We start from the raw sequence: 26,653 nt of genomic DNA, 5'->3' as shown, positions 1-26,653 counted from the left end.
GGAGGAAGTTGATACCTATGCATATTCATAATGTTTCCCATACAGTTTTTCTTAGCCAACTAATATTAGTAATGCCTTTTGTGTTAGCAGGCATTTTTTATGTGAAGGCAGTAATTGTATCAAATCGGAAGAAAAAACAATGGCCATTTTTTCGAATGGTTTTATGGATAGTTGGTGTAGTATGTGCATCATTAGCTGTTATTGGACCATTGGCGGATCGTTCTCATGAAGATTTTTCTGTTCATATGATAGGTCATTTGTTTTTAGGTATGCTCGCTCCCTTGCTTATGGCTTTAGGAGCACCGATGACGCTGATTTTACGCACTCTTCCTGTTCGTTTAGCAAGGAATCTCTCGTATCTTTTGCGCAGTCGTCTAGCGGGAGTTTTTCATAATCCTATCTTCACCTCAATTTTAAACGTTGGTGCTTTATGGTTTCTCTATACTACTCCTTTATTTTCTATGATGCATGAAAACATGTTTCTCTATGTATTTATTCATTTGCACATTTTCTTGGCAGGTTATCTATTTACTATATCGATAATTTATATTGATCCCACTCCTCAACAACAAACCTTTATGTATCGTTCCATCGTATTATTAACCGCTTTAGCGGCGCACTCCATATTATCGAAATATATTTATGCGTATCCACCAAGTGGTATATCTCCGGCTCAAGCAGAATTGGGTGGGATGATTATGTATTATGGTGGGGATGCTATAGAAGTGGGATTAGTTTGTATCCTCTGTTATCAATGGTTTAGAAGTACTCGATCTAAAGCGGAATGGACTAATGTACAAATAACAAAAAGTTAGAAAGGAAAATGATTGATGAAAAATCAGCATGCAAAGTTTACGGTTGTTGGTACAGACATTGAAGAAGTAAAAAGGCTCAATGCAAATTCAGGGATGTCCTATAACGAACTAAACGAATGGTTTGCTCAAAAAATGCAAAGTGAAAGTACGAAAAGCTTTAAAGAATCCATAGGTAGCAAAAATAAATAAAAAATAGTTTCAAGAAAGGTGTAGAAGAAATTGCATATTAAAGCTTTTTTAATGAAGCTCGTCATAACTACTGCGGCTTTATGGATTGTATTAGGCATGTTCTATCATGTTAATTTCACAGATGTGTTAATTACAAGTATAGTTGTAACCGTTGTAGGGTTTCTCGGTGATTTGTTCGTTTTACCTAAAATCGGAAATGTTCTAGCGGCAATTAGTGATTTTGTTCTCGTAATGGTTATAGTATGGATCCTAGGTGCAAGTATATTTGATGAAACGATAGCGTTAGGAACAGCTTCGTTTATATCTGCACTTGTTCTGATGATTGGAGAATTGTATTTGCATCGATATATGGAAAGCCATATTTTTGAACCGCAAATAAAAAATCCAGAAAGAAAAACTGGTTATTATCAAAGAACGGATCTACAAACTGAGTTTGCTGAAGAAGTAGATATTGATGAAGTAACAAGAAAAATCAAAGAAAGACAGGGAAAACCATCGCCCAAAAAAACAAGAAATGGTAAAAGAAAGTAAAAATTTTTAATAGTATAAATATCTCCAAACAGACCAATCTAAAAAGGTCAAGGAGGTGAGCAGCCATGGGAAACAACAACAACCGCAATAATAATAAAAAACAAAACAACAATCAAAATAATGGGATTGAGTTCGGTGAGGAATTCAACTTTGATAATTTAAACAATCAAGACCGTAACGAAAAAAATAAAAACAACAATCAAAATAACCGCAATAGCAACCGAAACAACCAAAACAAATAATAAATAGCGTAGCTTAATGCAGTTCTTCCTAATTTAAATATTAGGAAGGGCTGTATTTTGTTTCGATTCTAGACGTTGGTGGTATAAGGAAGTATCGATAGAAGTGTGGAGGTCGTCTATATGGAAAGGGAAGAAATACGGCATTTAGATATTACGGATGCTTTCATGAATTTTTTATTTCCTTTTTCTTTTTATGAAAGGAAAAGCGAAGAGTTAATGGGGCAGTTGAAAAAACAACATTTTACTTTTTTCGATTTAGAAGATCTCGCATTTCAAGAACTATATTATGGCAAGGGCATTAACATAAGTCATGAAGAATTAGATCAGTTCTTTTTACCTTTCATAGAGGACAAGTTATTCCCGCGTTCTACAATAGAAAAAGGTTTTTTACGCTTCTCTAAAGAAATAAAAGAGTCCTTCATTTTTGAGGTGAATGGCAATAGGCTAGACTTTCTCATTAATAGTATAGATATAATATTATGTCCATTTGGGATTGGAATGATAGCGATTCGGACGCAAATGATTACTAAACAAGAGAGTTTAACGAATGTTTTAGATTTTATGAGTCATTTTCGTGTACAGGATCCCAAACTTGAAGAAGAAAAAGGTGCAAAGATTTATCATCATAACAAAACCTACTTTACAACGGGTGAACTTGTGCTGGATTATTTATGTCCTGCTCTAATACCATTTATTATTCGAAACAAAAAGTTAGAAGGCTACTATGGAAGCTTACCTTTTTTTGAAGATGAACGTATGCTTTCTTCTGCATTTTTAATAGCAGCGGAAGGTCAATCTATCACGAATGATCAATTATTTCGAATGGGGCAATTAGATGGGAAAGATACGGAAGGAAAGGATTTTATATCGAGTAGTAATCCAGCATATATAAACCGCTATTTGGAGGAACGGGTACATGATAGATGGGCACCGAATACATACACAGTTACTTCTGAGCATACTCAAACGACTATTTCGGTCAAGAATAGAGAACGATTAAATAAAGATATATCTAAGTTTATGAGTATTCACTATTACAACTTACTGCTTCATTTTTACTATAAAATTATGTTGTTGAAGCTGTCTTTTGAGCATAGTGAAGTGGGGTGGACTAAAGATAAACAATATGTAGAGGAGCTAATCGAACTAATTTCTAAGTTTGATTCGCGTTACTATTTCGAAGAGGTTTCTGTCCGAACGGAAGGAAAAGAATTTACTAACTTTTTGCGAAAGGCATTTCATTTACGACCATTATTTGAAGAAGTAAAACGGACAGTGGATGATTTATATCGTGCACAAGAAAAACAATCGGGTAAGCGTCATAACATGTTATTATTTATGCTAACTGTATATACCGTCATTTCAGGAATTTATGGAATGAATTTGGCAATAGAAGATTGGAAGGGAGACCCAGATTGGTCCAAAGTATTCAAATACTCCTTTTTCGAGTGGATTTCGCTTATTACGGCATTAACAGGAATCGCTTTATCGGCGGTTCTGCTTGCCTCTACAGGAGGAAAAGGAATTTGGAATAAATATAGAAAGTGGAAGCGCAGTAACTTCAGATAACTTTTCATCTTTGGATGGAAAGTTTTTTCTGTTTCCCTTATTGAAATATATACAGTATATTATATAAAAAGATAGAAATAACGATATTTATGAGAATGGGGTAAAAAAGTGAGTGACGAAAATACACCAAAGTCAATTGTGTTACCTTTAATCATTTCAATTGTTGCAATCTCTTTTGCCGCAATATTTGTGAAATGGTCCTCTGCACCTGCAACTATTTTAAGTATGTATCGCATGATATTAGCTTGTTTTATATTAGTGCCAGTTGTTTGGATTAAAAGAAAAGAGTTTCTAAAAATAGAAAGACGAGAGTGGTATTTATTATTTTTTGCTGGCTTATTTTTGGCCCTGCATTTTGCACTTTGGTTCGGGTCATTAAAGCTTACGACGGTAGCTAGCTCGACAATTATTCTCGCTTTACAACCGATTATAGCTTTAATCGGAGGAGTAATTTTATTTAAAGAAAGGACAGCTCCAGCTGCTCTAATAACGATGGGAATTGCAGTCGTTGGGGCAATAATGGTGGGTTGGGGTGATTTTGGGCTAAGTAAAAATGCTATTATCGGTGATATTCTTTCCTTTTTAAGTGTTATTGCAGTCGTTGGATACTTGTTAATCGGACAAAGTACAGTCAAAAAAGTTTCTCATTGGATTTATAGTTTTTGTGTGTTTGGATTCGCTGCAATTGCATTGGTTATGTATAATTTAGTGACAGGCGTTGCAATGGGTGGTTATGACATAAAAGAATGGGGTATTTTCGTTTTACTTGCTATTGTACCAACGATTTCTCATGTGATTAATAATTGGCTATTAAACTATGTGAACGCTACTACTATTTCCATGAGTATTTTAGGAGAACCGGTAGGAGCAACGATACTTGCAGCTATCTTTTTAGGTGAGCGTCTAGTTGGTTGGCAAATTGTAGGTGGATTACTAGTGTTATTAGGAGTTTTCCTATTCTTAATGGAGCAAATCAATCGATATAAAAAGTTGTAATACAACGAAAAGATCCCTTTCAATATGGAAGGGATCTTTCGATAAGAATATTATTTGTTGAAAATAGCATCAATTTCATCAAGCATTAAGTTAGCAGCTAGTACACCACCTGCTGTGTTCCAAATCGCATCGCTAACCTCATGAGCATTACCACTCTTTACTGCATTTAGATTATTCCATAATGGATCATTTGTCCATTCATTGGCAGTGTCAAGGGCGGCTTGGTCACCCTGTGGTGCATATGTGAAGTAAAATAATACGTCTCCGTCCATTTTAGGAATTACTTCTTTACCTACTTCAATTGCAAGATTTCCTAATTTGTTATCTGCAGCGAATAATTCCGCTTGTTGAGGTGTACGCTTAAATCCTAATTGGTCAAAAATAACTCCAGAGAACGAATCTGTAAAATAGATTCTTGACTTTCCAGCCATGAAACGAATGACAGATACTTCTTGATTTGTTTTATCTCCTAGTTTTGCTTTTACATCTTCTACATGTTTATCAAATTGAGCTAACACTTCATTACCTTTTTCCTCAAGATTTAAAGCATTTGCATATAAGGTAAAGTTTTCTTTCCAGTCTCCTCTTAATGTATCAGAAAAGACGGTTGGAGCAATCGCACTTAATTGGTCATACACTGCCTCTTGTCGGATTTTAGTACCTATTATTAAATCCGGTTTTAATGCCGCAATTTTTTCTAAGTTTACTTCGGACTCTGTTCCGACTACTTCTACGTTTTTCATTTTATCGGAAATATGGTCATACCATGGATCACCTAACCATGATTGAACAGCACCCACAGGCGTAATTCCCAATGCGAGAAGTGCTTCTGTGCCTTCATTTGAAAGAATTACAACTCTTTCTGGAGTTTTGTCAATTGTAGTCGATCCCATTGCATGTTCAATAGTATAGCTTGTATCTTCTTTTTCATTTCCATTACCTTGCGTTTTATCCGTTTTTTCCTCGTTTTTTCCGCAAGCAGTTAATAATAAAATGCTCATAATAGAAATTAGAATGAATAAGAACTTAAAAGATTTCATCTTATAGTGCCTCCTGAGTATTTCGTCGTTAATGATAATCGTTTTCAATGCATTTTTTATAATAAAGCTATACAATAAGTATGTCAATTACTAATTGAAAATGATTTTCAAGTTCGTTGACAGTGTATATAACATCGAATAAACTAAAGTGTGTAAAACTGCGTTAAATAAAAGAGTTTGGGAAGGTTTTTCGTATGTTATTAAAAAGTAACGGGCAAAAAGTTTTTGGTTTATTAATAGCAAGTTTTCTACTGCTACTTTTAATGTGTGCCAGCATTATTTATGGATATACAGACACAACATGGGGAATGATACTAGATGCTTTTCAAAATAATAATGGTTCAAATGAACATATAATAATCAAAACTGTGCGACTGCCACGATCCTTAATAGCTGCTGTGGTAGGAAGTAGCTTGGCTATTTCAGGAGTTCTTATGCAGACTCTTACTAAAAATCCACTTGCTTCACCAGGCATTTTCGGTGTGAATGCGGGAGCTGGATTTGCCGTAGTAATTGCAGTTACGCTATTTTCAGTCGGAAATCTTCAAGCGTTTACATGGATCTCTTTTCTAGGGGCGGCAGTTGCGGCAATTGCTGTATATATGATTGGTTCTACAGGAAGAGAAGGACTAACCCCGATGAAATTAACTTTAGCTGGAGCGGCGATTTCAGCAATGTTTGCTTCTTTTACACAAGGCTTTTTAGTTATAAATGAAGCTGCTTTCGAGCAAGTTTTGTTTTGGTTGGCTGGATCTATAGAAGGTCGAAAAATGGAGATTTTAACTACTGTTTTACCTTATTTAGTGATCGGATGGATAGGGTCTCTTATTATCGCTTCTAAAATGAATGTACTATCGATGGGGGAAGACGTTGCTAAGGGATTAGGTGTAAATACGGGTCTTTTAAAAATAATAGTAGCTGTCATTGTAATTCTTTTGGCGGGTGGGTCTGTAGCTATAGCAGGACCCATTGGATTTATTGGTATTGTTATTCCACATATTACGAGATCTATAATAGGAATTGATCATCGTTGGCTTATACCTTTTTCTGGCATACTAGGGGGGATTCTCTTACTTACGGCAGATATATTGGCAAGATATATTATCATGCCGCAAGAGGTTCCAGTTGGAGTAATGACTGCCATAATAGGAACTCCATTCTTCATCTACATTGCAAGAAAGGGGTTTAATGCACGATGAGCCAATACAAAAATTTTAGAACATTTAAAGGAAGAATCTCTTTTCTGTTAGATAAGAAGGCATTGCTAGTATTAATCGCTTTAATAATAATAACTTTTGCTATGTTTATATTGAGTACCGGTGCAGGAGACATGAAACTATCACCTTTGACAGTTTTACAAGTGCTTTTCGGTGGTGGAGATGAAATGGAACGGCTTGTTGTTCAATCGTTTCGTCTTCCCCGAATCATTGTGGCTCTAATGGTGGGGATAGCATTAGCAGTTGCTGGCGGTATTCTTCAAGGGATGATTCGGAATCCGCTGGCATCACCAGATATTCTTGGACTTACAGGCGGTGCTTCAGTTGCAGTGGTAAGTTTTTTAGCTTTTTTTAGCGACACAAATAGTGCGTTAACTGTAAGTATAAAATGGATGCCTTTAGCCGCCTTTGCTGGTGCAGGAGTTGTTGCGATGCTAGTTTATTTTCTTGCATGGAAGAACGGAGTATCACCCATAAGAATTGTGCTTATTGGGATAGGAATTTCAGCTCTAATGCAAGCTTTGACAACTTTAATGATGATAATGGGTCCAATATATAGAGCTAGTCAGGCTAATATTTGGATAACCGGAACTGTATACGGCTCAAATTGGGGCAATGTAACGATTTTAGTACCATGGACAATTATTTTTACGTTAATCGCATTTTTCATGGTAAAGAATATTAACATTTTAGAACTTGGAGATGACATTGCAACTAGTGTTGGAAGTGGGATTCAGCGTCAACGTTTCCTATTGTTATTAATCAGTACAGCACTAGTTGGAGGTGCTGTTGCATTTGCAGGTGGAATTGGTTTTGTAGGCTTAATGGCGCCTCATATGGCTAGAAGATTGGTCGGTTCTTCGTTTGGCGCATTATTACCAGTATCAGCGCTCATTGGGGGCATATTAGTTATGTCAGCAGATTTAATCGGAAGAACCTTGTTTTCGCCATTGGAAATTCCGGCAGGTGTATTTACAGCAGGGATAGGCGCACCTTATTTTATTTATTTATTATTTAAAACTCGTAATGCTTAAATACAAGGAGTGATTGAAATGGAACAAGTGATTGAGACAAAAAATTTAACTCTTTCATATGGGGAAAATATTATTATCGATAGTCTAGATCTTCAAATCCCCAGAGGTGAAATTACTGTTTTAATCGGAGGGAATGGATGTGGAAAGTCTACCATTCTACGTTCTATTGCTCGATTGTTAAAACCTCAAAAGGGTGCAGTTTTATTAGAAGGTAAAGCAATTTCAAAGATGTCTACTAAAGACGTTGCAAAACAAATGGCTATTCTTCCACAATCGCCTCTTGCACCGGAAGGACTAACAGTTCTTCAATTGGTTAAGCAGGGGAGATACCCTTATCAGACATGGTTAAAGCAATGGACAGAGGAAGATGAAGAAAAAGTAACACAAGCTTTGAAAGCGACTGCTATAGAAGATTTAAAAGACCGCCCAGTGGACTCATTATCCGGAGGACAACGTCAAAGAGCTTGGATTGCGATGACCTTAGCTCAGGATACAGACATTATTCTATTGGATGAGCCTACAACTTATCTTGATATGACACACCAAATTGAAATTCTTGACTTGCTTTATGAATTAAACGAAAAAGAAAAGAGAACGATTGTGATGGTGCTTCATGATTTAAATTTAGCATGCCGTTACGCGGACAATATTGTAGCGATAAAAGACCGGAAAGTTTATGAACAAGGGAAACCAGAGAATATCATTAGTTGTCCTTTAGTAAAAAATGTATTCGGTATGGACTGTCAAATCTCTATGGACCCTTTATTTGGAACACCATTATGTATTCCTCATGGAAGAGGTCGTTGCATTTTAAAGGAAGTAGGATTATAAGTGAATCCAAGGCTCGATAAGCTGCGTAAACTACGTCTAACTACGGAAAAAAAGAAATCACGGCTCTCTATAGAAGTTAATGCACTTTTAGATGAACAGAGCTTAACAAATTATCTTCATATACTTTCCGATCATATAGAAGCTTCTAACAATAAAGTTGCGGCATCTCTATTTGTAAAACGCTACGCGTTTTTACCGGTAATTTACTTATATGTCATGACGGTTTGGAATGAAAAACTAGATATTACTTACAGCAATTTATCAATACAAACAGAGGATAATGAAAAACAATGGTTACCCAAATTCTATTTTCATCATTTGAGAATGGAAAGCCTGGAAGAAGATAGAGAAAGTTGGAGAATAGATTGTATAAAGAATTTATTCAAAGAACATATTTCTCCAGTAATGGAACTTCTATCACATACGACAAAAGTGTCCAAGCTAATCCTGTGGGAGAACATTGCAATTTATATTTTTTGGCTTTACGAAACGGTTTTATCTGATGACGATATTCCTGTGGATATTGCACTTCGAGCAAAGGAAGATTTTTATTTTCTCATTAGCGAAGCTACAGGTAATCTGTTTGGAGATTATGACGTAAATCCATTAACAAGATATTATTATGAAGTATCCAATGATGAAGTCAGGAAAAGGGGTACATGTTGTTATTCTTATTTAACGAGCAATAGAGAGTACTGTTCCACTTGTCCGAAGTCTTGTAAAAAAAGAATGGCAACTAAATAAGTTTAATACTAGTTTTCTTAGCAGAATCTTAACGAAGTATGACCGATAAAGAGGGATGGGAAGCGGTTTGCCACTTTCCATCCCTCTTCATATCTATTTCAGAAATCCACCGTCCACTAATAACTCTTTTATTTCTTGCTTGGTCATCAATCTTTGCTGGGTATTTAAAAGAACAGCAGGTATAGGGGACTTTCCTTCTTGCTCGTTTGTCGGTGAGATTCGTATTAAGTCTTCATTAAAAACTCTGGCAAGTGGTTCCTCATTTTGAGCAACTAACACTTCATGAAGCTTTTCACCGTTTCTTGCACCTATTTCTACGATATCCACGTCTTTCTTTTGCAAATGATCGATAAGAACCTCAGCTAGGTCGAGAATTTTGCAAGCGTTCATATGCATGACAAAAATCTCCCCTCCTTTACCTAACTCAGCGGCTTGAAGAAGAGTTTTAATTGCTTGTTGAGGCGTTACAAAATACCGAGTCATCCTTTTGTCTGTGATATTTATTTGATTTTGTTCCTCTAATTGCTTTATAAACAAAGGTAGAACACTTCCACTGCTTCCTAGTACATTTCCACCTCGAATACATAAAAACTTCGTATCAGAGCTTGTTTCACTAGCATGAATGATTAGTTTTTCTCCAAGTGCTTTTGTCATTCCATAAGTATTTGCTGGATCCGCAGCTTTATCTGTAGATACATATATTACTTTTTTCACTTTATTGTTTGTGGCCGCTTCAATGACATTGTACGTCCCTAAAATATTTGTTTTAAATGCCTCTATTGGATTTTCTTCACAGACGGTCACATGTTTTAAAGCTGCTAGGTGAAACACATAGTCTACGCCAGCGCAGGCTAAGTTAACAGCATCTCTGTCTCGTATATCGCCAATGCAAAATTGAAGTCTTGTATCTTCAAAATTTCTTCGCATAATAACTTGTCTATTCTCATTTCTTGAGAAAATAGTAATTTTTCTAGGTTTTAAAGATAAGAGTTGGTTGATTAACTCAATTCCCCATGAGCCTGTCCCCCCAGTTACTAATATTGTTGAGTTTTTAAACACCATTTTTTCCTCCCAGATTATTGTTTTTTCACTTATTTTGTTAAGCGAATTCCACTTAGCACCTCTTCCCATAATTCGTTATTACCTTCCCATTTTTCCGTATTAGGGAATTCAATCGAACAAACCTTTTCTAAAGGCCAACTTTTTTCTACTATTCCGGTGACTGGTGCATGGTTGATGAGTAATACACTAAAATCATGCTTTACTAATTTTGCTAATACATCCTGTAAAGCTGCTGCCTCTTCCAATGTCCCTTCTGTTCGGACGAATAAAATCCGTCTAGCAGTTTTCATTTTCTTTAGAAATCGTTGAATTCTTCTTTCGTATTTTTCCATGACCTCATCATATGATCCTAAATATTGAAGGGTATTTTTTTCTTTGCTAAAGTCATGATTGGACACCATGTTATAGCCATCATCTGATACACAAATACAATCATCCGCATATCCAATAATCCGTAGATTTTCGTAATTCATAAAACCAACGAATCGATTCTCTAAAAGTAGATTTACTTTTGATAATTCAAGACTAGCCATCCAGTCGAGTACTCCTGAATAAGGTCTCAAATTATGCTTCTTTAGTTGAATGGATGCTAGGCAAAGATCCCCTAAACTGAATATTGCATCGTATTTTCCTTTAAGTTGACTTAGATCCATTTTTTCACCTCCTGTTTCTAGCTACAAGTATGAAATGCAGCAGAAAACTCCTACATATCCCTTGTTTAATAGTTAATGCGGAGATACAAAGAGAACAAGGGCTGTAATCCTACTTTTTGAAAATATTTATCTTATATTAACCGATGGAAGTAGATTAATTTTGTTCACAAAAAAGATGATCACGATACTATATCGAGATCATCTAAAAGCTATCATTTCTTATAAGTTCTGTATTTCAGGATTAAAGTTGACGATTTCCATAATAATTGGAGTGCCTATAGGAATCTCCGAATCTTCCGGTAGGGAAACAAGCAAGGAGCCGACTTCAACTTCTCCTGCTGTGTAGGCAAAGTTATCGTCCATCTGTAGTACACCATTGATGTACACATTGAAATAACTGTTATTCATATTTAAGGTAGGCAAGTTCTGTACAACTTCTCCCCGATCGTCTAAAAAATCAGCTGCATCAATTCTATACGTACTAACAGCCTCAATTGTCTCCTTCACCTCATGGAAAAATCGAGTTACCGTTGGAGAGGTTGAAACAGTTTGATTTGGTATTAAAGCGAGCTTAATAATTTTTAATGACAAAATTGTTCCTCCTTTTAACTTCTTTAACAACATATGAAATAGAGGGAAAAGGAGTTATACGGGGACAAGCAAAATGAATAAAATAAGAATAAGGACCTAAGATATACACACAATTTATTGAACGTGGATACAATGACTTTAACTTATATAAATAGGAGGTTTACTAATGGGGAACCGTCCCTATATTCCAAACAAATCCACGGCATTTTTCCCACCTACAGTTTTTACAGCGTTAACTGATAATAGTACTAAAACTAGATTTGTAAGTCCTAAACAAATAAACAGCTATGAATTTTTCGTTTTATCGGATGGAATAAAAAGAGTTTATACAGATAGCGATGCTCTAAGTCAATATGGTTCGCAAAAAATATGGCATCCTTCTCGAATAGCCTATATGAGCCTTTTTATAAATGGAATTCTACAGCCTAACATGAACTATGAAGTCACGGAGGGAAGAATTACTTTACAAACAGAAGACATCCCTACTAAAGGGTGTCCTATCATTTTACAAATGATTAAACTGGAAGATTTATAAAAAATGCACGAATCGCCTAGGCTAATTTTCAAATTTACAATAAGTATAGAGTATTCGGTTAAAACAGGGAGATGTATAAGTTGAAAATATTGCTAGCCACGTATTGGCCTATTCCACATTTAGGTGGAGTATGGAATTATATGACCCAACTTAAAAAACGATTAGAATTACTAGGGCATGAGGTAGATGTTCTTGGTTATGACGAGGACAACTTGGATATTTGCATGGTAAATAGCGGAAAAAAAGTGGGCAGAGACAAGTTGCTACCGTTATTACAGGCCAAGATGAACAAACGAAATTATCCAGAGCTATTTGAAAATAAATTAGTGGAATACACGGAATTTCAACGCTATATTTTTGAATTGGGGGTAGCCTATTTCGGTTTAGAAAAATACGATTTAATCCACACACAAGATGTTGTTTCAACAGCCTGCATAGATAGAATACGTCCTCCACAAATTCCACTAGTTGCTACTTTACATGGATCTGTAGCACATGAGATACAACATCAATTGACTACTATCCATAATTCTCCTAATGCTTTTATGGCGAAAGCATATTACGAGGAACTTGAAAAGATTGGCGCTACCTCGCCAGAAGTGACTATTGTAGCGAACAACTGGCTAAAAAATATTCTTACCGATGAGTTTGATGTAGCAGAAGACCAAATAAAAGTATTGCATTATGGATTCGACACGGAGAGTTTTATTAAACAAATGAAGGCTAAAACACTTATTACACCACCAAGGAACAAGAAGGTAATTATTTATACAGGTAGGTTGACTGAACTAAAAGGAATCCAAAATCTCCTTGTAGCATTAGGAAAACTTAAAAGAAAAAGGCAGGACTGGGTATGTTGGATAGTTGGCTCAGGAGATGAAGAGGCAAAATTGCGCACTAAAAGTAAGGCACTAGGGTTAGAGGATTATGTGTACTTTTTAGGTAAGCGTGATGATGTCCCATCCTTGTTAGCAAAGTCGGATATATATGTACTGCCTACGTTGTTAGAAAACCAGCCATTATCCCTTATAGAGTCACAAATAGCAGGGAAAGCGGCAATTGTAAGTGATGTTGGGGGATTGCCTGAAATGGTCAAACATAAGGTTACAGGCTTGTTAACTCCACCCGGGGATACTAATGCTTTGTATGAAAATATGGATTTATTACTAAGTAATGAGCTACTACGAAGAAATCTAGGATCCAATGCCAAAAAGTGGGGAATGACACACTGGTCTATCGATCAAGGGATGAAAAGTTTAATGGAAGTTTATAATAATGCCATTTCCATAAGGAAGAATGGTGATAAGAATGTCGCGAATGATTCAATACATTAAACTTTTAATAATCTCTTGGTTTGTAAAAGGAAAGATAGTTTGGAAGAGGATATGGAATTCTTTATTTACTAAAAATATTACCGAAGAAGAAACATCCTTCGTATCCCACGAAAAATATGATTCCATGTTTTCATCGAAAGAAACGAATGAGGATATACTCGTTTCCGAAAGAGTATGGGATAAGATTCAACATACGATATCTGACAAAGCAGTTTTTCCTAATCCAAAGTCTGTCGGTCTTATAAAATCTATGGAATCAGACACTCTTGATAGCCTATTTCAAAAACCTGACTCGACTTCAAAAGTGTACGTGGATCTCACTATATGGAACAACATAGAAAAAAACCTACCCTCTAACTACTTATTGCCAGCTCCTCTTTTTGAAAGAGTAACGAAGCCCATGAGTAGTGAGTACTATGATAGTCTATTCTCCCGTTCGCTAGGGGCGAAGAAAGTATTTGTGGATAACCAGGTCTGGGAGCCTATTATGAAAAACTTGCCAGATGCATATACGATTCCTGCTCCGAATGTAGAGATATTAAAGCGACCCTCCCAAGGGAATGGGCATATACCAATATTAATCAAACAGCAGTCGAAGAGGTGAACCATAAAGCCTTATTTCTATTTCGATGAATGAATGGTAATTCGCTTTTAGGCGAGACAGCCATTCATTCATCGATTTTTTTCTAAGTAACTTTTTCTTTGGCACATGTCCCTTCATCTCTTTTTTTATAAGCATATAGTAAGGAAAAACTAAAGGGAGACTAAAGGATGAAAGTAATAGTTTCGGGTGGGGCGGGTTTTATCGGTTCCCATCTTGTGGATTCCCTTGTTTCAAGAGGTCTAGAAGTTCATGTCTTAGACAACTTAGTGACAGGACGATCAGAGCAAGTTAATCCGCAGGCTCATCTATATGTTGTGGATATATGTAGCGAAGAAGCAAGAAAAATTGTGATGGAAATCCGACCAGATGCATTTTTCCACTTAGCGGCACAAGCAGATGTAGGGAAATCTGTTTTACACCCTAGATATGACGCAGATGTAAATATTATTGGCACCATTAATATGTTGGAAGCCTGCCACAGAGCAAAAGTAAGAAAGTTCATTTTTGCTAGTACATCTGCAGTTTATGGAAACTTAAACAAAGAACTGCTCACAGAAGAGGATATGTCAGTTCCAGCTTCCTATTATGGGCTGTCTAAGTTGACTGCGGAGTCTTACATAAGGCTCTTTTACGAGCTTTATAGACAATCCTATACTATTTTAAGATATGCAAATGTGTATGGACCTAGACAATTGCCAAAAGGAGAGGGAGGGGTAGTGTCTGTCTTCCTTGATCGTATAAAAAAAGGGGGAGATATTCATGTGCACGGAGATGGAAAGCAAACAAGGGACTTCATCTTCGTACAAGACATAGTAGCGGCTAATATTGCAGCATTAGCGAGCGGAGATCAAGAAACAGTCCAAATCAGTACATCGCAAAGAACCTCGATCAATGAAATTTTAAACCTTCTGGTAGATATACATGGTATACAGATTAATAAACAATTTACCCCACCAAGAGAGGGAGACATAAAACATAGCTGTCTTTGCAATAAAAGAGCAAGAAATCTTCTAAATTGGTATCCAACTTATACTATCGAGGATGGATTGAATGAAACATATGCTTTGCAAATGAGGGAAACTCCAGATGGCGAGTAAAGCCCGATTGTTGATAACAGGAGCAACTGGTTTTACAGGTGTTCATGCATGCAAATATTTTAAAAAAGCTGGATATGAGGTTATCGCTGTTACAAGATCATATCCATCAAGTGTATCCGACGATAGAATCCATATGGAACAATGTAATCTAACTGATAAACAGCAAGTAAAAAGTCTAATACAAAAAACAAAACCGGATAAGGTAATTCATCTAGCAGGAAAAAACCATGTGCAAGAATCTTGGAGTAGCCCAATCACTTCTTTCGAAGCAAACGTACTATCCACTGCATTTCTAATCGAAACCATTCGACAGGAAAATCCCCTATGTAAAATATTAATCGTTGGCTCAGCACTACAATTTGACTTAGGTGATATTTCTACTCTTCAGAATCCTTATAGTTTAAGTAAAACAATGCAAGTATTAATTGCACAATCATGGAAAGCTCTTTACGGTATGGATATACTAATTGCTAAGCCTTCGAATTTAATAGGACCGGGACCGTCTAACGGAATATGTTCTATATTAGCTAAGAAAACAGCAGAAATGGAATTACACGGTACAGAGAGAATACTCACTGTAAATAACTTATTTGCAAAAAGAGATTTTATTGATGTAAGAGATGCTGTGCGTGCATATGCAAAAATTTTGGATGTTGGAGAATCTGGTAAAACATATGAGGTGTGCTCGGGCAAACCAAGATACTTAAAGGAAATAACAGATTCCCTACAAGCACTTTCTATTGTTAATATAGAAATACAAACATTAACAAATGAAGTGGAAAAACTGGATGTTGCTACCCACTCTCTGTTAGGAAACCTGGGATGGTCACCGAGTATTTCATTCGAAAAATCTATAGAAGATATATTAAATTATCAAAGAAAAATTCTCCTTTAGAATTAATATCTAAAGGAGGTTCTTTTTGTGTTATGGTTAAACAAAAAGGAGAATAACGATGTATACATACACATACAAACAACCGATTTCTCTAGAAGAAATCCCAATAACATCTGTATATAATAGTGAGAATGCCATTTCCTACAAATTCCAAAGGTGCTACTCGAATAATTTAAAAAGATTTTTCGACAAACTGATGGATTATAGATATTTTTTGCGCTATGACGTATATGATATGGAGGACCATCCCATCTTCACTTGTAAGAAAGTTTCGAGGAAAGGACGCGTCTATTACGAGGCATTCGATTATTTGCAACAGAAAAAGTTTATGGTTGCTTACGATAAATGGAAAGAATTAATACCTGACTTAATGATTACAGACGGGGATTTACATATTCAAATACAAAAAGACATGGAAGATTGGTCAAGGTTTATATACAATAACAAAGAAATTGCACGCTGGAAAGCGAATATGGAAGGCGAGTTTTTGATCCAATTAGAAATTGAAGAAGATTCCCCGATTCAAAATGCTGGGTTTTTTATAGGTATTAGCCAATGTGTTTTGTTTATAGGAGGATAACATCTAAACGATCCAATGCAAGTGATCTTCTATTGACCGATATAATAATAGAAAGTAAAAGAAACACTGAACGAGGAAGTTTAATAATAATAGAATAATCCTAAAGGTAAAATTTCTAATATTTATTTTTACCTATACCATGTGATATATTACCTAATATGGGTATTGTGTTATAGGATGTGATTGACAGTGAAGAATAATCATTTTACAGATTCCATGATAGAAATAATAGCTGAAAATATCCAACAACAGGATTTAAAAGAATTATTAATAAAATTCGTTCAAAAAAACTCTAAAAAAAATTATCTTTTTGGTGAACTATGTATTTTCCATTATTCGCATTTTGCGGTTTCTTTTGACGAAGAAATACTTAGAATTGCCGCTGCCATTGAGTTATTGGTACTTTCTTTTGATATATTAGATGATTTAGAAGACGAAGATACCGAAAATAAAGTTTGGAATCGAAATCCCGCATTGTCGTTAAATGGAGCCACTGCTTTGTTATTTCTATCCATGACAGCAATTCGGAAAACTAAATTTAAACATAAAGAAAAAGCCATATCCTTGATGGAGCAATTTTCCTTGTGCTCCATTGAAGGGCAACATATGGATTTGCTGAATATTTGTCAGGAAGAAAAGACTTATATTGAAATGATGGAAGATAAATCAGGATCATTAGTTTCCCTTGCCTGTTTAGTAGGTTGCGTGATTGCAAATGCTGATCTTCCTAAGGAGGTAGTGGACTATTCAAGGTGTATAGGCATAATTGGACAAATTAATAATGACTTAGCAGATTTAAAAAACTGGAATGGAAAAAATGACATAGTGAACAAAAAATACTCATTGCCGATTATTTACTTACTAGACATGGAAAAAAATAATGAGCAGGTATTGACAAAATACTATCAAAATAAGATGCCTAAAGAGCAATTTTTAGAGCATAAGCATGTTATACAACAAAAATTGATTGATGCAGATGCGATGAAATATGCATTGGTAATTAAAAACCTTTATCAAAAGAAAGTAATGAATGCCCTTCTTAAAATGGATTTCTCAGATAATCAATTGGAGACTATTCAAAAGTATATGAAATGAGGAATAATGAATGCTGAAAATAATTCAATACTTAAACATAAATCCTGAAGTAATTGAACTCCTAAAGGGGAAAAAGGTGAGTTTGGTTGGTATTCATGAAGATGAATTAGAGGCCATTTTAGAAGTGTATTCGAACGAAATAGCATCACCCGAAGTGTTTTGGGATTAATATCTATCGTAGATAGAAAGAGAATATAAAATATGAAAAAAAAAAATAAGAAGTTTTTAGTTCAAATAATAGTTGTACTGTTATTTAGTTGTTATGCAGCATTTGTTGTTATCCAATGGCCGCTTGTTGCTTTGGGTGTTAAAAGTGAAGATGGTAAATGGGTAGTGGACGAAATATTAGATAATGGTTGGGCATATCATCAGACAATCGAACTGGGTGATGTAATTTTGGAAATTGACGGAGAAGATCCAGATAACAATCATCAAGTTGCAAAAAAAGGGATGATTAGAACAGCAGACGTCATATCCTTTTTAAGCAAAAATGGAGAAAGAAAAGAGTTAATTGTTACGTATCAATTTGGCTTAAAACAGTTATTGGGCCATCTAATAATTCCATTTTTCTATATGCTTCTTACCTTATATACCGTAATTTATATATTTAGAAAAAAAAGCGAAGAACCTTCTGCTCTTATACTTATACAATTTTTACTGTGTATAGCTATAGCATATGACAGTGCTGGTGCATCTAGCCGAGGGGATATATTAGCTAGATTAGTAAATGCTTTAACTTTTGCAGGGTGTCTAATTTTAAATATACGTTTTTTAAATACATTTTTGGAACGATTACAGATTAATTTTATTAAACAATCAAATTTAAGAAAACTTTATGGCTTTCTTATCGTCATCTTCGTTGGAAATGTTTTTGTTTTTATTGTTCCGGGGTTTAAAGAAATACTGTCTCTTGTAGAATTGTCCATTTTTAGCTTCCTATTAATTCTTACACTTTTTTTACTTATTAAAAGTTATTCTAAGTATAAAGACAAACCAGGCAATCAGGCAGTTAAATTGCTTGCTGCTATCTTTATTTTAGCTTTTAGTCCTTTTGCATTACTTTATGCAATGCCACTCATACTATTTTCAAAGTATATTATGAAAGCAGAAATAGTCTGCGTCTTTTTATTACTTATCCCAATTAGCTTCATCTATTTGCAATTAGCAGAGAGGTTATTCGATATCGAGTATATATTGGACCGGTTTAAGTATTATTCGGTACTTGCCTTTCCTTTTTCATTTTTAACTTTTGGTTTAATTTTGTTGTCTATGGGAGGGAAATTATCTTCCGTAGAAATGATCATTATTTTTATCGTACTCTTTGTCAGTAGTATTCTTTTTTTGTATATCAAAGAATGGATGGATTATAAAAATAGAAAGTATATGTTCTCAACTAGAGGGGATATGCAAACAAATATGTATAATTTTTTTCATAAAACGAAAGATGAAAATAAAGTACAAGTCGTTGTAGAACGTATCCTGCAAGAGATGGAAAGCACCTTAAACGTACCATATGCAGTTTTTGTCGAGATATACCAACAGGAAACTACAAAGGCTTGGAGCGTCAGCACTAAATTAACAAAAGAAAAGATAAATATAGAAGAGTTGGAAATTGTGAAGTGGGAGTATGAATCCGTTGGAACGATTCTTTCATTGTCCAGGGGTTTTGCTGTTGTCGTCGGTAGTGACGTAGGAGTCAAAAAAGTTATAATATGCGATGAGAAAAAAACTGGAACAAAGTTAAACATAGAAGAGAAAAGCTGGATAGAAATGATGGCTTATTTTGCGAGTGTCGTTGTTGAAAACATGAAACTCATCGAAGGTTTAGTGGATCAAATTGAAGAACTAAAGCTACAAGAAACAAACGATCATCCGACATGGTTATCTAGACTATTATTTGCACTTTCTGAAAAAGAACGAGCCAATCTATCGAATGATTTACATGATTCTATCCTACAAGAGCAGCTACAACTGTTAAGAGAAGTGGATAGTATTCGTCATCTAGTTATCGATCAGGATATAAAAAGCAAATTAGATGAGATAAAGGAGCAAATGCTCGATAATGTGCACCTCATACGGGAAACATGTATGGAACTGCGACCACCGCTATTAAATGAGCGGGGACTATCAGAATCTTTACACCAATTAATTCGGCAGACAAAACTACGTTGTAATTTTCTTCTTTACGTTTCGTTAGATGAGAAAATTCATATGAGTAAGGACAAGGAACTCATCTTTTATCGAATTTTTCAAGAACTATTCAATAATGCGATGAAACATTCCGATGCAAAAGAAGTACATCTAGACTTTTATCAAGAGGATAGCTCGATTATATTGAAATATAGGGATGATGGAGTTGGTTTAGAATTAAAAGAAGGTTATTCTTTTAGTTCAATGGGTCTAGTAGGCATAAATGAAAGAATTAGAAGTATCAATGGCCATTTAGAAATTGTTTCATCTAAAGGCCAAGGGATGAAAATTAGGATTGAGGTTGAAAAGGAGGATGATTGAAAGTGATTGAAGTGTTACTTGTGGATGATCATCCTTCTATTAGTGAAGGAACGAAAGTTCTTATAGACCAAGAAAAAGATATGAATGTAACTGTTATGACAAATAGCTTAGAGGTTATGGATCATTTGCAGCAGGCAAGCTATCAGGTCTATTTAATTGATTTGTACATGCCGGGTCTGAATGGGTTAGAACTATTGCAATTGATAAGAGAAAAAGATCCCGATTCCATTATATTAATTTATACAGGTTTTGATATCGATCAACATTTCAATTTGCTGATGGAAGCAAATGTCTCCGGTTTCTTAAGCAAAACGGCAATGGGAGAACAAATTATTACGGCGATACGTTGTGCTCTAAGAGAGGAAGTAATTATTCCGCTTTCCTTACTTCGTCAATTGAAAAGAATCGATGTTCCTACCAACTTCTCTGTAGTAGAAACTCCTTTAGTGAATATTCGTTTAACAGAAAAGGAACAATCTATTTTAATAGAAATAGAAAAAGGCCATACAAACAAAGCAATAGCGAAAAATTTAACGATGAGTCAGCGAACAGTAGAACATCATTTAACGAAGGTTTTCTCAAAGCTGGGAGTAGAATCTAGAATGGAAGCTGTACTAAAAGCAAAAGAGTATCAGTTGCTACCAGTAGACCGTATATCAGATAACAGATGATTCCCAAAAAGGAATCGTCTGTTTCTTTTTAGAAATATGTTGGTCATGATCAACGTTTATCGCAGAGTGTTAAAGATGCACAAAACTTAAAGAGAAAGGAGTAACGATTTATGAATGGGACTGCAATGCTGAAGATGACTTTATCGATGGCGATTTTTGGGTCAATAGGATTTTTTACAGGGAAAACGGGCATTCCCGCAGAAGAATTAGTTTTTGTTCGCTGTATTTGTGCCACCATCTTTTTAGGTTTATGTTGGTTAATCTCAGGGCAGCACAAAGTGGAGATATGGAGAAAAAAAGAAGTTATCCAAACGCTTGTATGTGGGATTTTCTTAGTATTGAACTGGGTATTTCTATTTAAAGCATTTGAAGAAATGTCCATAACAATTGCCATCTCAATTTATAATTTGGCTCCAATATTTGTTCTGATACTAGGGAGTTTATTTTTAAAGGAAAGGATGAATCTTACTTCTTTACTAGCGATTATTATTTGTTTTCTTGGAAGTATATTCATCATTGGAATTCAAAACTTCACTACATTAACTGATTTTCTCGGTTCCGGTTTTATATGGGCACTATTGTCAGCTTTATGTTATGCAATGACGATGTTATTAGGAAAAGGGATTAACGGCTTAAGCGCTTATGCTATGACGTTTGTCCAGACGACGGTCGGTATATTCATGCTATTCCCGTTTATGGACTTCGCTGTGTTTCATGGTTTAAGTGGGGAAAATTGGCTGTACATATTAGGTACTGGCTTGATACATACTGGGTTTGTCTATTTTTTATTTTTTGATAGTCTACGCAAACTATCGACAGTGGTCATATCTGCGTTAGTTTTTGTTGATCCGGTCGTTGCAATTTTACTCGATACTATTATCTTGAATTTTCGTCCGTCTACATTACAAACTATCGGAATTATCCTTATTTTTAGTGGCATCATTTATACATTAATTAAACCTACTAAGAATACAGCGGGAGAAGTTTGAAAAAGTGAATAAAGAGGAATAATGGTTATACAGGGTAAATAGAGGAGGAAAACAAATGGCAAAGCTGACGTTAAAAGAACAAGTATTACTTGCCTATTATGTTTATAACTTTATAGAGGACACAGAGCAATCAATGAAAGATTTGGAACATGTAATGAGAGCCAGTTTGCAGGATAACTATACAAAAGCTGAGGAAGAACTTAAACAGGAAGGGTTAGTCAATCAAAAGCCAGAGGACGATAAAGAACATATAACGAATGAAGGAGTAATATATATAGATAATATCCTTCATATTCAATCAGAATCAACAGATGGTAATAAATTAGCTTACGTGAAAGACAGCCTCCTGACATATGAAATCGCATTTACAGATGACCAATTGAAAAATTATATCTATAAGCATGTTGGAATTGATCAAGTGACAACAAGTTAAAGATGGAGTCCAAATAAGAGTTGAACAGGTACGCTCAAAAAGTTGAGCGTACCTGTTGCTTTTTTTAAAATTCAGGTATATATTTTCCTTAAGGAAACTTTTTGGTTGAAAGGAAATTTAAAATCCTTAAATCTCCTTTGGAATGATAGAGGTGAATCTGATGGAAAATAAACAAGAATCTGTTGAATATAAAAAATACGAAGAGCTAAATTCGAATCCCAATAAGATAAGTAGACTATTACCCTTTCTAGGACCCGCGTTTATCGCAGGGGTTGCTTATATTGATCCCGGAAACTTTGCGACTAATATTAGCGCAGGATCTGAACATGGTTACTTGCTTCTTTGGGTCGTGCTTGTTTCTAATTTAATGGCGATTCTTATACAGTCCTTATCTGCGAAACTGGGAATAGCAACAGGGAAAAACCTTCCTGAGATATCGAGAGAAAGATTTCCAAAGGCCGTTTCAATTGGACTATGGATTCAAGGAGAACTCATTATAATTGCGACCGATCTCGCTGAATTTATCGGTGCCGCACTCGGCTTGTATTTATTATTTGGTATTCCACTATTACCATCTGCACTAATTGCTGCTGTAGGTTCTTTCGTAATTCTTGAATTACAACGTAGAGGTGTACGCTCATTTGAAGCAGGAATAACTGGGATGCTTTTTATAGTTGCTATTGCATTTGGTTTGCAAGTCTTTTTGGCAAAACCGGATGCCGGCTCTATTGTTGCTGGTCTTTTTACTCCTAAATTCGATGGAGTGGACAGTGTAATGTTAGCTGCTGGGATACTAGGGGCAACCGTAATGCCTCATGCAATTTATCTCCATTCAGCTTTAACTAAAAATAGAATTGTTGGCAGAACAGAATCGGAGAAAAAAAGAATCTTTCGTTTTGAATTTGTAGATATTTTAATAGCAATGGTTATTGCTGGAACTGTGAACGCCAGTATGCTGATCGTCGCTGCTGCATTATTTTTCAAAGGGGGATTGAGAGTAGATAGTCTAGACGTAGCCTTTCAATTATTTGGAGAAATGATTGGACCGTTCGCAGCTATATTATTTGGTATAGCTTTACTAGCGTCTGGGTTAGCAAGCTCTTCTGTAGGTACTTTATCAGGGGATGTTATTATGCAGGGATATATTAGACGACGTATTCCTCTCTACTTAAGAAGGGCGATAACGATCATTCCTCCTATTATTGTTATTGCGATGGGAGTAAATGCGACAACCGCACTTATCCTAAGTCAGGTTATTTTATCGTTTGGTATACCATTTGCTTTAGTTCCCTTAATCGTTTTTACGAGTAACAAGAAAATTATGGGATCTTTAGTTAACCACAAAATAACAGCCTTGTTTGCATGGGCTATCGCCATTGTTATTATTGTACTGAATATATTTTTGATCATACAAACGATATTAGATATGATGTAGTTCGTTGGTATATGACAGTTGAAAAAACAGTGTGAACTCGTTTTGTTCCCACTGTTTTTCTATGGAATGATTATGCAACTTTAACTAGCATCAGGCCTATGTGTGTGGTAAGATTCATCTTATGAAAAAATGAAACGAAAAAGAAGGAATCAAAGTGGCAGTAAGTAAGAAAGATTTAGGGGAAAGGTTAAGCTTATTTCACTTAACATGGCCCATTTTTTTAGAAGTATTTTTATTTATGCTAATGGGGATCGCCGACACGTTTATGCTTAGCGCACTATCAGACGATGCGGTGTCTGGAGTAGGGGCGGCGAATCAGTATATACAAATTGCGTTATTGATATTAGAGGTAGTCGGAAACGGTGCAGCAATTGTTGTTTCACAGTATCTAGGTTCTAAGCGATTCGTAGAAGCATCTAAAATCTCCGGTTTAGCGGTGACATTGAATTTAGGAGTAGGGATTCTTTTAAGTTTTGGGTTCTTACTATTTTCTAAAACTATGATGACAGCAATGAATTTGCAAGGAGATGTACTCGTTCATGCCCATCATTATTTGTCCATTGTAGGAGGAGCAATTTTCCTTCAAGCAGTCATTAATGCACTAGCAGCCATTATTCGTGTTCACGGGTATACAAAGCAGACAATGTTTGTTTCATTAGGTATGAATATTATTCATGTTGTCGGAAACTATGTATTGATCTTTGGGAAGTTTGGATTCCCAGAGCTAGGTGTACAAGGTGCAGCTATTTCTTCCGTGTTAAGTAGATTTGTTGCGTTACTTGTATTCTTTTGGTTGCTTTATCAAGTAATGGAGTATCGTGTGAAAGTGCAGTATTACTTTACTATTTCCAAAGAGTATATAAGTAAGATTTTACAAATTGGACTTCCATCTGCTTTTGAACAAATTTTGTATCAAGGATGCCAAATTGTGTTCCTTTATTATGTAACATACTTAGGAGCAGAATCATTGGCAGCAAGGCAATATGCGGTGAATATATCGATGTTCACGTATTTATTTGCTATTGCAATTGGTATGGGTACAGCAATAATTGTTGGCCGGTTTGTTGGGGCAAATGAAAAAGATGAGGCGTACAAATCAGTATGGTCTAGCGTGAAATGGGCTCTACTATTTACACTAGTAATGGTTGCTATTGTAATGACCTTCCGAGTGCCACTTATAAGTTTGTTTACAGATAACGAACAAGTTATTAAAATCGGAGCATCGGTATTAGTCTTAAGTATTCTGTTAGAGACTGGCCGTACGATGAATATTGTTATCATTAACTCATTACGAGCAGCTGGGGATGCAAAATTCCCGGTAGCGATGGGTGCATTGTCCATGGTGATGATGAGTTTACCGCTAGGGTACTTTTTAGTATTTGTATTAGATTTAGGCTTACCAGGTATTTGGTTGGCAATCACAGCCGATGAGTGGACACGAGCTATTATCATGTACTTTAGATGGAAAAGCAGAAGATGGGAAAAATTTGCGTTAGTACGTCCTGCAGAAGAAAAAGAAAGATCAAGTGAAAGCTAAACATCTGCTTTTACTTGATCTTTTTTTAAAATATAAAATTATACTTATTTAGAAAAGAGATGTTGATCATGACATCAGTCATGATCAACATCTCTTAAAAACGGTATAGCAAAGTCTTCCCAAAGCACTTCGAAATAGATACGGGTTTAAATCTTAAAGGTCACTTGCGCTTTTCTGATAATATTAATTGTTTACCAAAGTCCTGTAGGTTTCAAGTTTTAACGTTTTCAACCGTTCAACTGCACTTTTCAACGTTTCCGCATCTTGAACTAGTGCTGCTCGAACAAAACCAGCACCCTCAGAACCGAATACGGTACCAGGCACCAGAACAACTCCTGTTTGATTGATCACTTCAAAAGCAAATTCTTTGTCGTCCATGTCATACGGATACTTTGCCCATACGAACATGCCCCCACTAGATGGTGCTGCCGTCCAACCAAGTTCTGATAATCCTTGCATTAATACTTGGTGACGCTCGGCAAACACTTTACGTAAACGATCTGTGATTTCTTCCGCATTATTTAATGCTGTAATCCCAGCTTCTTGTATAGGCTCGAATATCCCAAAGTCTAGATTAGATTTGAGCTGCTTCATAATAGCAATCATTTCAGCATTTCCAACAATGTATGCAATCCGAGTACCAGCTAGGCTAAAACTTTTAGATAATGAATTAATCTCCATTCCTACTTCCATTGCTCCAGGTGTAGTTAAAAAACTACTTGGAGAATCCCCAGTAAAATAGAATTCAGAATAAGCTGCATCATGAAGAATAATAACGTTATATGTATTGGCGAAAGCTACCGCTTTTTCAAAAAATGCTTTATCTGGCATTGCCGGTACAGGATTTCCCGGAAGATTCAATATCATTAGCTTTGCCTTAGTTGCGATTTCTGTAGGAATTGCATCTAAATCTGGTAAATAACCATTCTCTTCTGAGAGGTTCATGTAGTAAGGAACCGCTCCTGCGAGTTTGATACCAGCGTCATAAGCGACATACCCTGGGTTGGTTGTCAGCACGATGTCACCTTCATTGCAAAAGGCTATCGGAAGATGAACAAGACCTTCTTGTGAACCCATTGTTTGTAAAACTTCTGTTTGTGGATTTAGTGTAACGTTTAGCCTTCTTTTATAATAATCCGCCACCGCTTGGTTAAAGCGTTGTATGCCGCTTAGCGTGTAGCCGTAAGAGGTGGTCATAGAGCTTTGCTCCGATAAAACTTTTCTTATTTTTTCATCTGGTGGTAGGTCTGGGCTACCTAAACTTAAATCATATAATGTAAAACCAGCTTGTTTTTTAGCCGCGGCGGCTGCTTTTAAATCACCGAAAATAGCAGGTTCAAATATGGACATTTTTCTAGATGGTTCGATATTCAATTAAAAGCACTCCTCGCGTAAGAAAATAATTTTATCTACCATTCTATCA

At 35.7% G+C, this 26,653-nt stretch carries 29 protein-coding genes; 24 read left to right on the top strand and 5 right to left on the bottom strand.

Translation table 11 applies throughout. The features are described from left to right. Positions 1-17: 17 nt before the first annotated feature. The 6 genes from FS486_RS07905 (at position 18) to FS486_RS07885 (ending at position 4,342) form a co-directional block, all read left to right on the top strand. Entirely contained in the window at positions 18-815 is a 798-nt protein-coding gene (locus FS486_RS07905; protein ID WP_144510792.1) for a cytochrome c oxidase assembly protein, read from the top strand. Between the two features lie 15 nt (positions 816-830). Continuing rightward, positions 831-1,004: a hypothetical protein gene (locus tag FS486_RS07900; RefSeq protein WP_144510791.1), complete on the top strand. Its 174-nt coding sequence runs from the start codon at positions 831-833 to the stop codon at positions 1,002-1,004. Between the two features lie 30 nt (positions 1,005-1,034). Continuing rightward, a complete protein-coding gene (locus FS486_RS07895; RefSeq protein ID WP_144510790.1) occupies positions 1,035-1,535 on the top strand; it encodes a YndM family protein in 501 nt (166 codons plus the stop codon). 65 nt (positions 1,536-1,600) lie between these two features. Then, entirely contained in the window at positions 1,601-1,777 is a 177-nt protein-coding gene (locus tag FS486_RS20100) for a hypothetical protein (protein ID WP_186321391.1), read from the top strand. A gap of 120 nt (positions 1,778-1,897) precedes the next feature. Next, positions 1,898-3,346 carry a magnesium transporter CorA family protein gene (locus FS486_RS07890; RefSeq protein WP_144510789.1) on the top strand — a complete coding sequence of 483 codons (1,449 nt, stop codon included), beginning with the start codon at positions 1,898-1,900 and terminating at the stop codon, positions 3,344-3,346. A 108-nt stretch (positions 3,347-3,454) separates the two neighbouring features. Further along, positions 3,455-4,342, top strand: a complete 888-nt coding sequence (locus tag FS486_RS07885) for a DMT family transporter (protein WP_144510788.1) — start codon at positions 3,455-3,457, stop codon at positions 4,340-4,342. Positions 4,343-4,392: 50 nt separating this feature from the next. Here the strand turns inward: FS486_RS07885 and FS486_RS07880 are convergent, their stop codons facing one another. After that, the gene (locus FS486_RS07880; RefSeq protein WP_144510787.1) at positions 4,393-5,382 is read right to left on the bottom strand and encodes an ABC transporter substrate-binding protein; all 990 of its coding nucleotides are present in this window, start codon (positions 5,380-5,382) and stop codon (positions 4,393-4,395) included. A 194-nt stretch (positions 5,383-5,576) separates the two neighbouring features. Between FS486_RS07880 and FS486_RS07875 the strand changes: the two genes are divergently transcribed. From FS486_RS07875 to FS486_RS07860, 4 genes are read left to right on the top strand one after another with little or no spacing between them, the layout of a single operon-like run. Continuing rightward, a complete protein-coding gene (locus FS486_RS07875; protein WP_144510786.1) occupies positions 5,577-6,581 on the top strand; it encodes a FecCD family ABC transporter permease in 1,005 nt (334 codons plus the stop codon). Continuing rightward, entirely contained in the window at positions 6,578-7,633 is a 1,056-nt protein-coding gene (locus FS486_RS07870; RefSeq protein ID WP_144510785.1) for a FecCD family ABC transporter permease, read from the top strand. Before FS486_RS07875 ends, FS486_RS07870 begins: the two co-directional genes overlap by 4 nt. Positions 7,634-7,651: 18 nt before the next feature. Beyond that, on the top strand, positions 7,652-8,464 hold the full coding sequence (locus FS486_RS07865; protein ID WP_144510784.1) for an ABC transporter ATP-binding protein: 813 nt from the start codon (positions 7,652-7,654) through the stop codon (positions 8,462-8,464). Beyond that, positions 8,465-9,208: an IucA/IucC family C-terminal-domain containing protein gene (locus FS486_RS07860; RefSeq protein WP_144510862.1), complete on the top strand. Its 744-nt coding sequence runs from the start codon at positions 8,465-8,467 to the stop codon at positions 9,206-9,208. Between the two features lie 93 nt (positions 9,209-9,301). Here the strand turns inward: FS486_RS07860 and FS486_RS07855 are convergent, their stop codons facing one another. From FS486_RS07855 to FS486_RS07845, 3 genes are all read right to left on the bottom strand, one after another. Beyond that, a complete protein-coding gene (locus FS486_RS07855; RefSeq protein ID WP_144510861.1) occupies positions 9,302-10,267 on the bottom strand; it encodes a polysaccharide biosynthesis protein in 966 nt (321 codons plus the stop codon). A gap of 32 nt (positions 10,268-10,299) precedes the next feature. Beyond that, a complete protein-coding gene (locus FS486_RS07850; RefSeq protein WP_144510783.1) occupies positions 10,300-10,923 on the bottom strand; it encodes a DUF1796 family putative cysteine peptidase in 624 nt (207 codons plus the stop codon). Between the two features lie 219 nt (positions 10,924-11,142). Next, entirely contained in the window at positions 11,143-11,514 is a 372-nt protein-coding gene (locus FS486_RS07845; protein WP_260858058.1) for a DUF4183 domain-containing protein, read from the bottom strand. A gap of 166 nt (positions 11,515-11,680) precedes the next feature. Between FS486_RS07845 and FS486_RS07840 the strand changes: the two genes are divergently transcribed. The 14 genes from FS486_RS07840 to FS486_RS07775 all read left to right on the top strand — a co-directional run bounded on the left by FS486_RS07840 (position 11,681) and on the right by FS486_RS07775 (position 25,230). After that, positions 11,681-12,049, top strand: coding sequence for a DUF4183 domain-containing protein (locus tag FS486_RS07840; RefSeq protein WP_144510781.1), 369 nt, complete (start codon positions 11,681-11,683; stop codon positions 12,047-12,049). 80 nt (positions 12,050-12,129) lie between these two features. Beyond that, positions 12,130-13,383: a glycosyltransferase family 4 protein gene (locus FS486_RS07835; protein WP_144510780.1), complete on the top strand. Its 1,254-nt coding sequence runs from the start codon at positions 12,130-12,132 to the stop codon at positions 13,381-13,383. Next, entirely contained in the window at positions 13,367-13,987 is a 621-nt protein-coding gene (locus tag FS486_RS07830; RefSeq protein WP_144510779.1) for a hypothetical protein, read from the top strand. The genes FS486_RS07835 and FS486_RS07830 overlap by 17 nt, the downstream gene beginning before the upstream one ends. 167 nt (positions 13,988-14,154) lie before the next feature. Then, positions 14,155-15,084 (top strand): NAD-dependent epimerase/dehydratase family protein, encoded by a 930-nt coding sequence (locus tag FS486_RS07825; RefSeq protein WP_144510778.1) that lies wholly within the window; start codon positions 14,155-14,157, stop codon positions 15,082-15,084. Further along, positions 15,074-15,979, top strand: coding sequence for an NAD-dependent epimerase/dehydratase family protein (locus FS486_RS07820; protein WP_144510777.1), 906 nt, complete (start codon positions 15,074-15,076; stop codon positions 15,977-15,979). The genes FS486_RS07825 and FS486_RS07820 overlap by 11 nt, the downstream gene beginning before the upstream one ends. 58 nt (positions 15,980-16,037) lie before the next feature. After that, positions 16,038-16,559: a tubby C-terminal domain-like protein gene (locus FS486_RS07815; protein ID WP_144510776.1), complete on the top strand. Its 522-nt coding sequence runs from the start codon at positions 16,038-16,040 to the stop codon at positions 16,557-16,559. Positions 16,560-16,748: 189 nt separating this feature from the next. Then, the gene (locus tag FS486_RS07810; protein ID WP_144510775.1) at positions 16,749-17,654 is read left to right on the top strand and encodes a polyprenyl synthetase family protein; all 906 of its coding nucleotides are present in this window, start codon (positions 16,749-16,751) and stop codon (positions 17,652-17,654) included. A 10-nt stretch (positions 17,655-17,664) separates the two neighbouring features. Further along, positions 17,665-17,823, top strand: a complete 159-nt coding sequence (comX, locus tag FS486_RS07805) for a competence pheromone ComX (protein ID WP_144510774.1) — start codon at positions 17,665-17,667, stop codon at positions 17,821-17,823. Positions 17,824-17,855: 32 nt separating this feature from the next. Next, positions 17,856-20,165, top strand: coding sequence for a sensor histidine kinase (locus tag FS486_RS07800; protein ID WP_144510773.1), 2,310 nt, complete (start codon positions 17,856-17,858; stop codon positions 20,163-20,165). 2 nt (positions 20,166-20,167) lie between these two features. Continuing rightward, on the top strand, positions 20,168-20,836 hold the full coding sequence (locus tag FS486_RS07795; RefSeq protein ID WP_144510772.1) for a response regulator transcription factor: 669 nt from the start codon (positions 20,168-20,170) through the stop codon (positions 20,834-20,836). A 110-nt stretch (positions 20,837-20,946) separates the two neighbouring features. After that, entirely contained in the window at positions 20,947-21,825 is an 879-nt protein-coding gene (locus FS486_RS07790; RefSeq protein ID WP_144510771.1) for a DMT family transporter, read from the top strand. Between the two features lie 55 nt (positions 21,826-21,880). Continuing rightward, complete coding sequence (locus tag FS486_RS07785; protein ID WP_144510770.1) at positions 21,881-22,258, top strand: hypothetical protein; 378 nt, start codon at positions 21,881-21,883, stop codon at positions 22,256-22,258. A gap of 160 nt (positions 22,259-22,418) precedes the next feature. Further along, entirely contained in the window at positions 22,419-23,693 is a 1,275-nt protein-coding gene (locus FS486_RS07780; protein ID WP_144510769.1) for an Nramp family divalent metal transporter, read from the top strand. Positions 23,694-23,847: 154 nt separating this feature from the next. After that, positions 23,848-25,230: an MATE family efflux transporter gene (locus FS486_RS07775; protein WP_260858057.1), complete on the top strand. Its 1,383-nt coding sequence runs from the start codon at positions 23,848-23,850 to the stop codon at positions 25,228-25,230. 183 nt (positions 25,231-25,413) lie between these two features. Here the strand turns inward: FS486_RS07775 and FS486_RS07770 are convergent, their stop codons facing one another. Then, positions 25,414-26,604 carry an aminotransferase class I/II-fold pyridoxal phosphate-dependent enzyme gene (locus tag FS486_RS07770; RefSeq protein ID WP_144510767.1) on the bottom strand — a complete coding sequence of 397 codons (1,191 nt, stop codon included), beginning with the start codon at positions 26,602-26,604 and terminating at the stop codon, positions 25,414-25,416. Positions 26,605-26,653: the final 49 nt, after the last annotated feature.

It is taken from the genome of Bacillus sp. FJAT-22090 (assembly GCF_007676755.1).
GTDB lineage: Bacteria > Bacillota > Bacilli > Bacillales_A > Planococcaceae > Psychrobacillus.
Note: the sequence above shows the minus strand (reverse complement) of the source record. Positions and strands in the feature narration are given on the sequence as shown.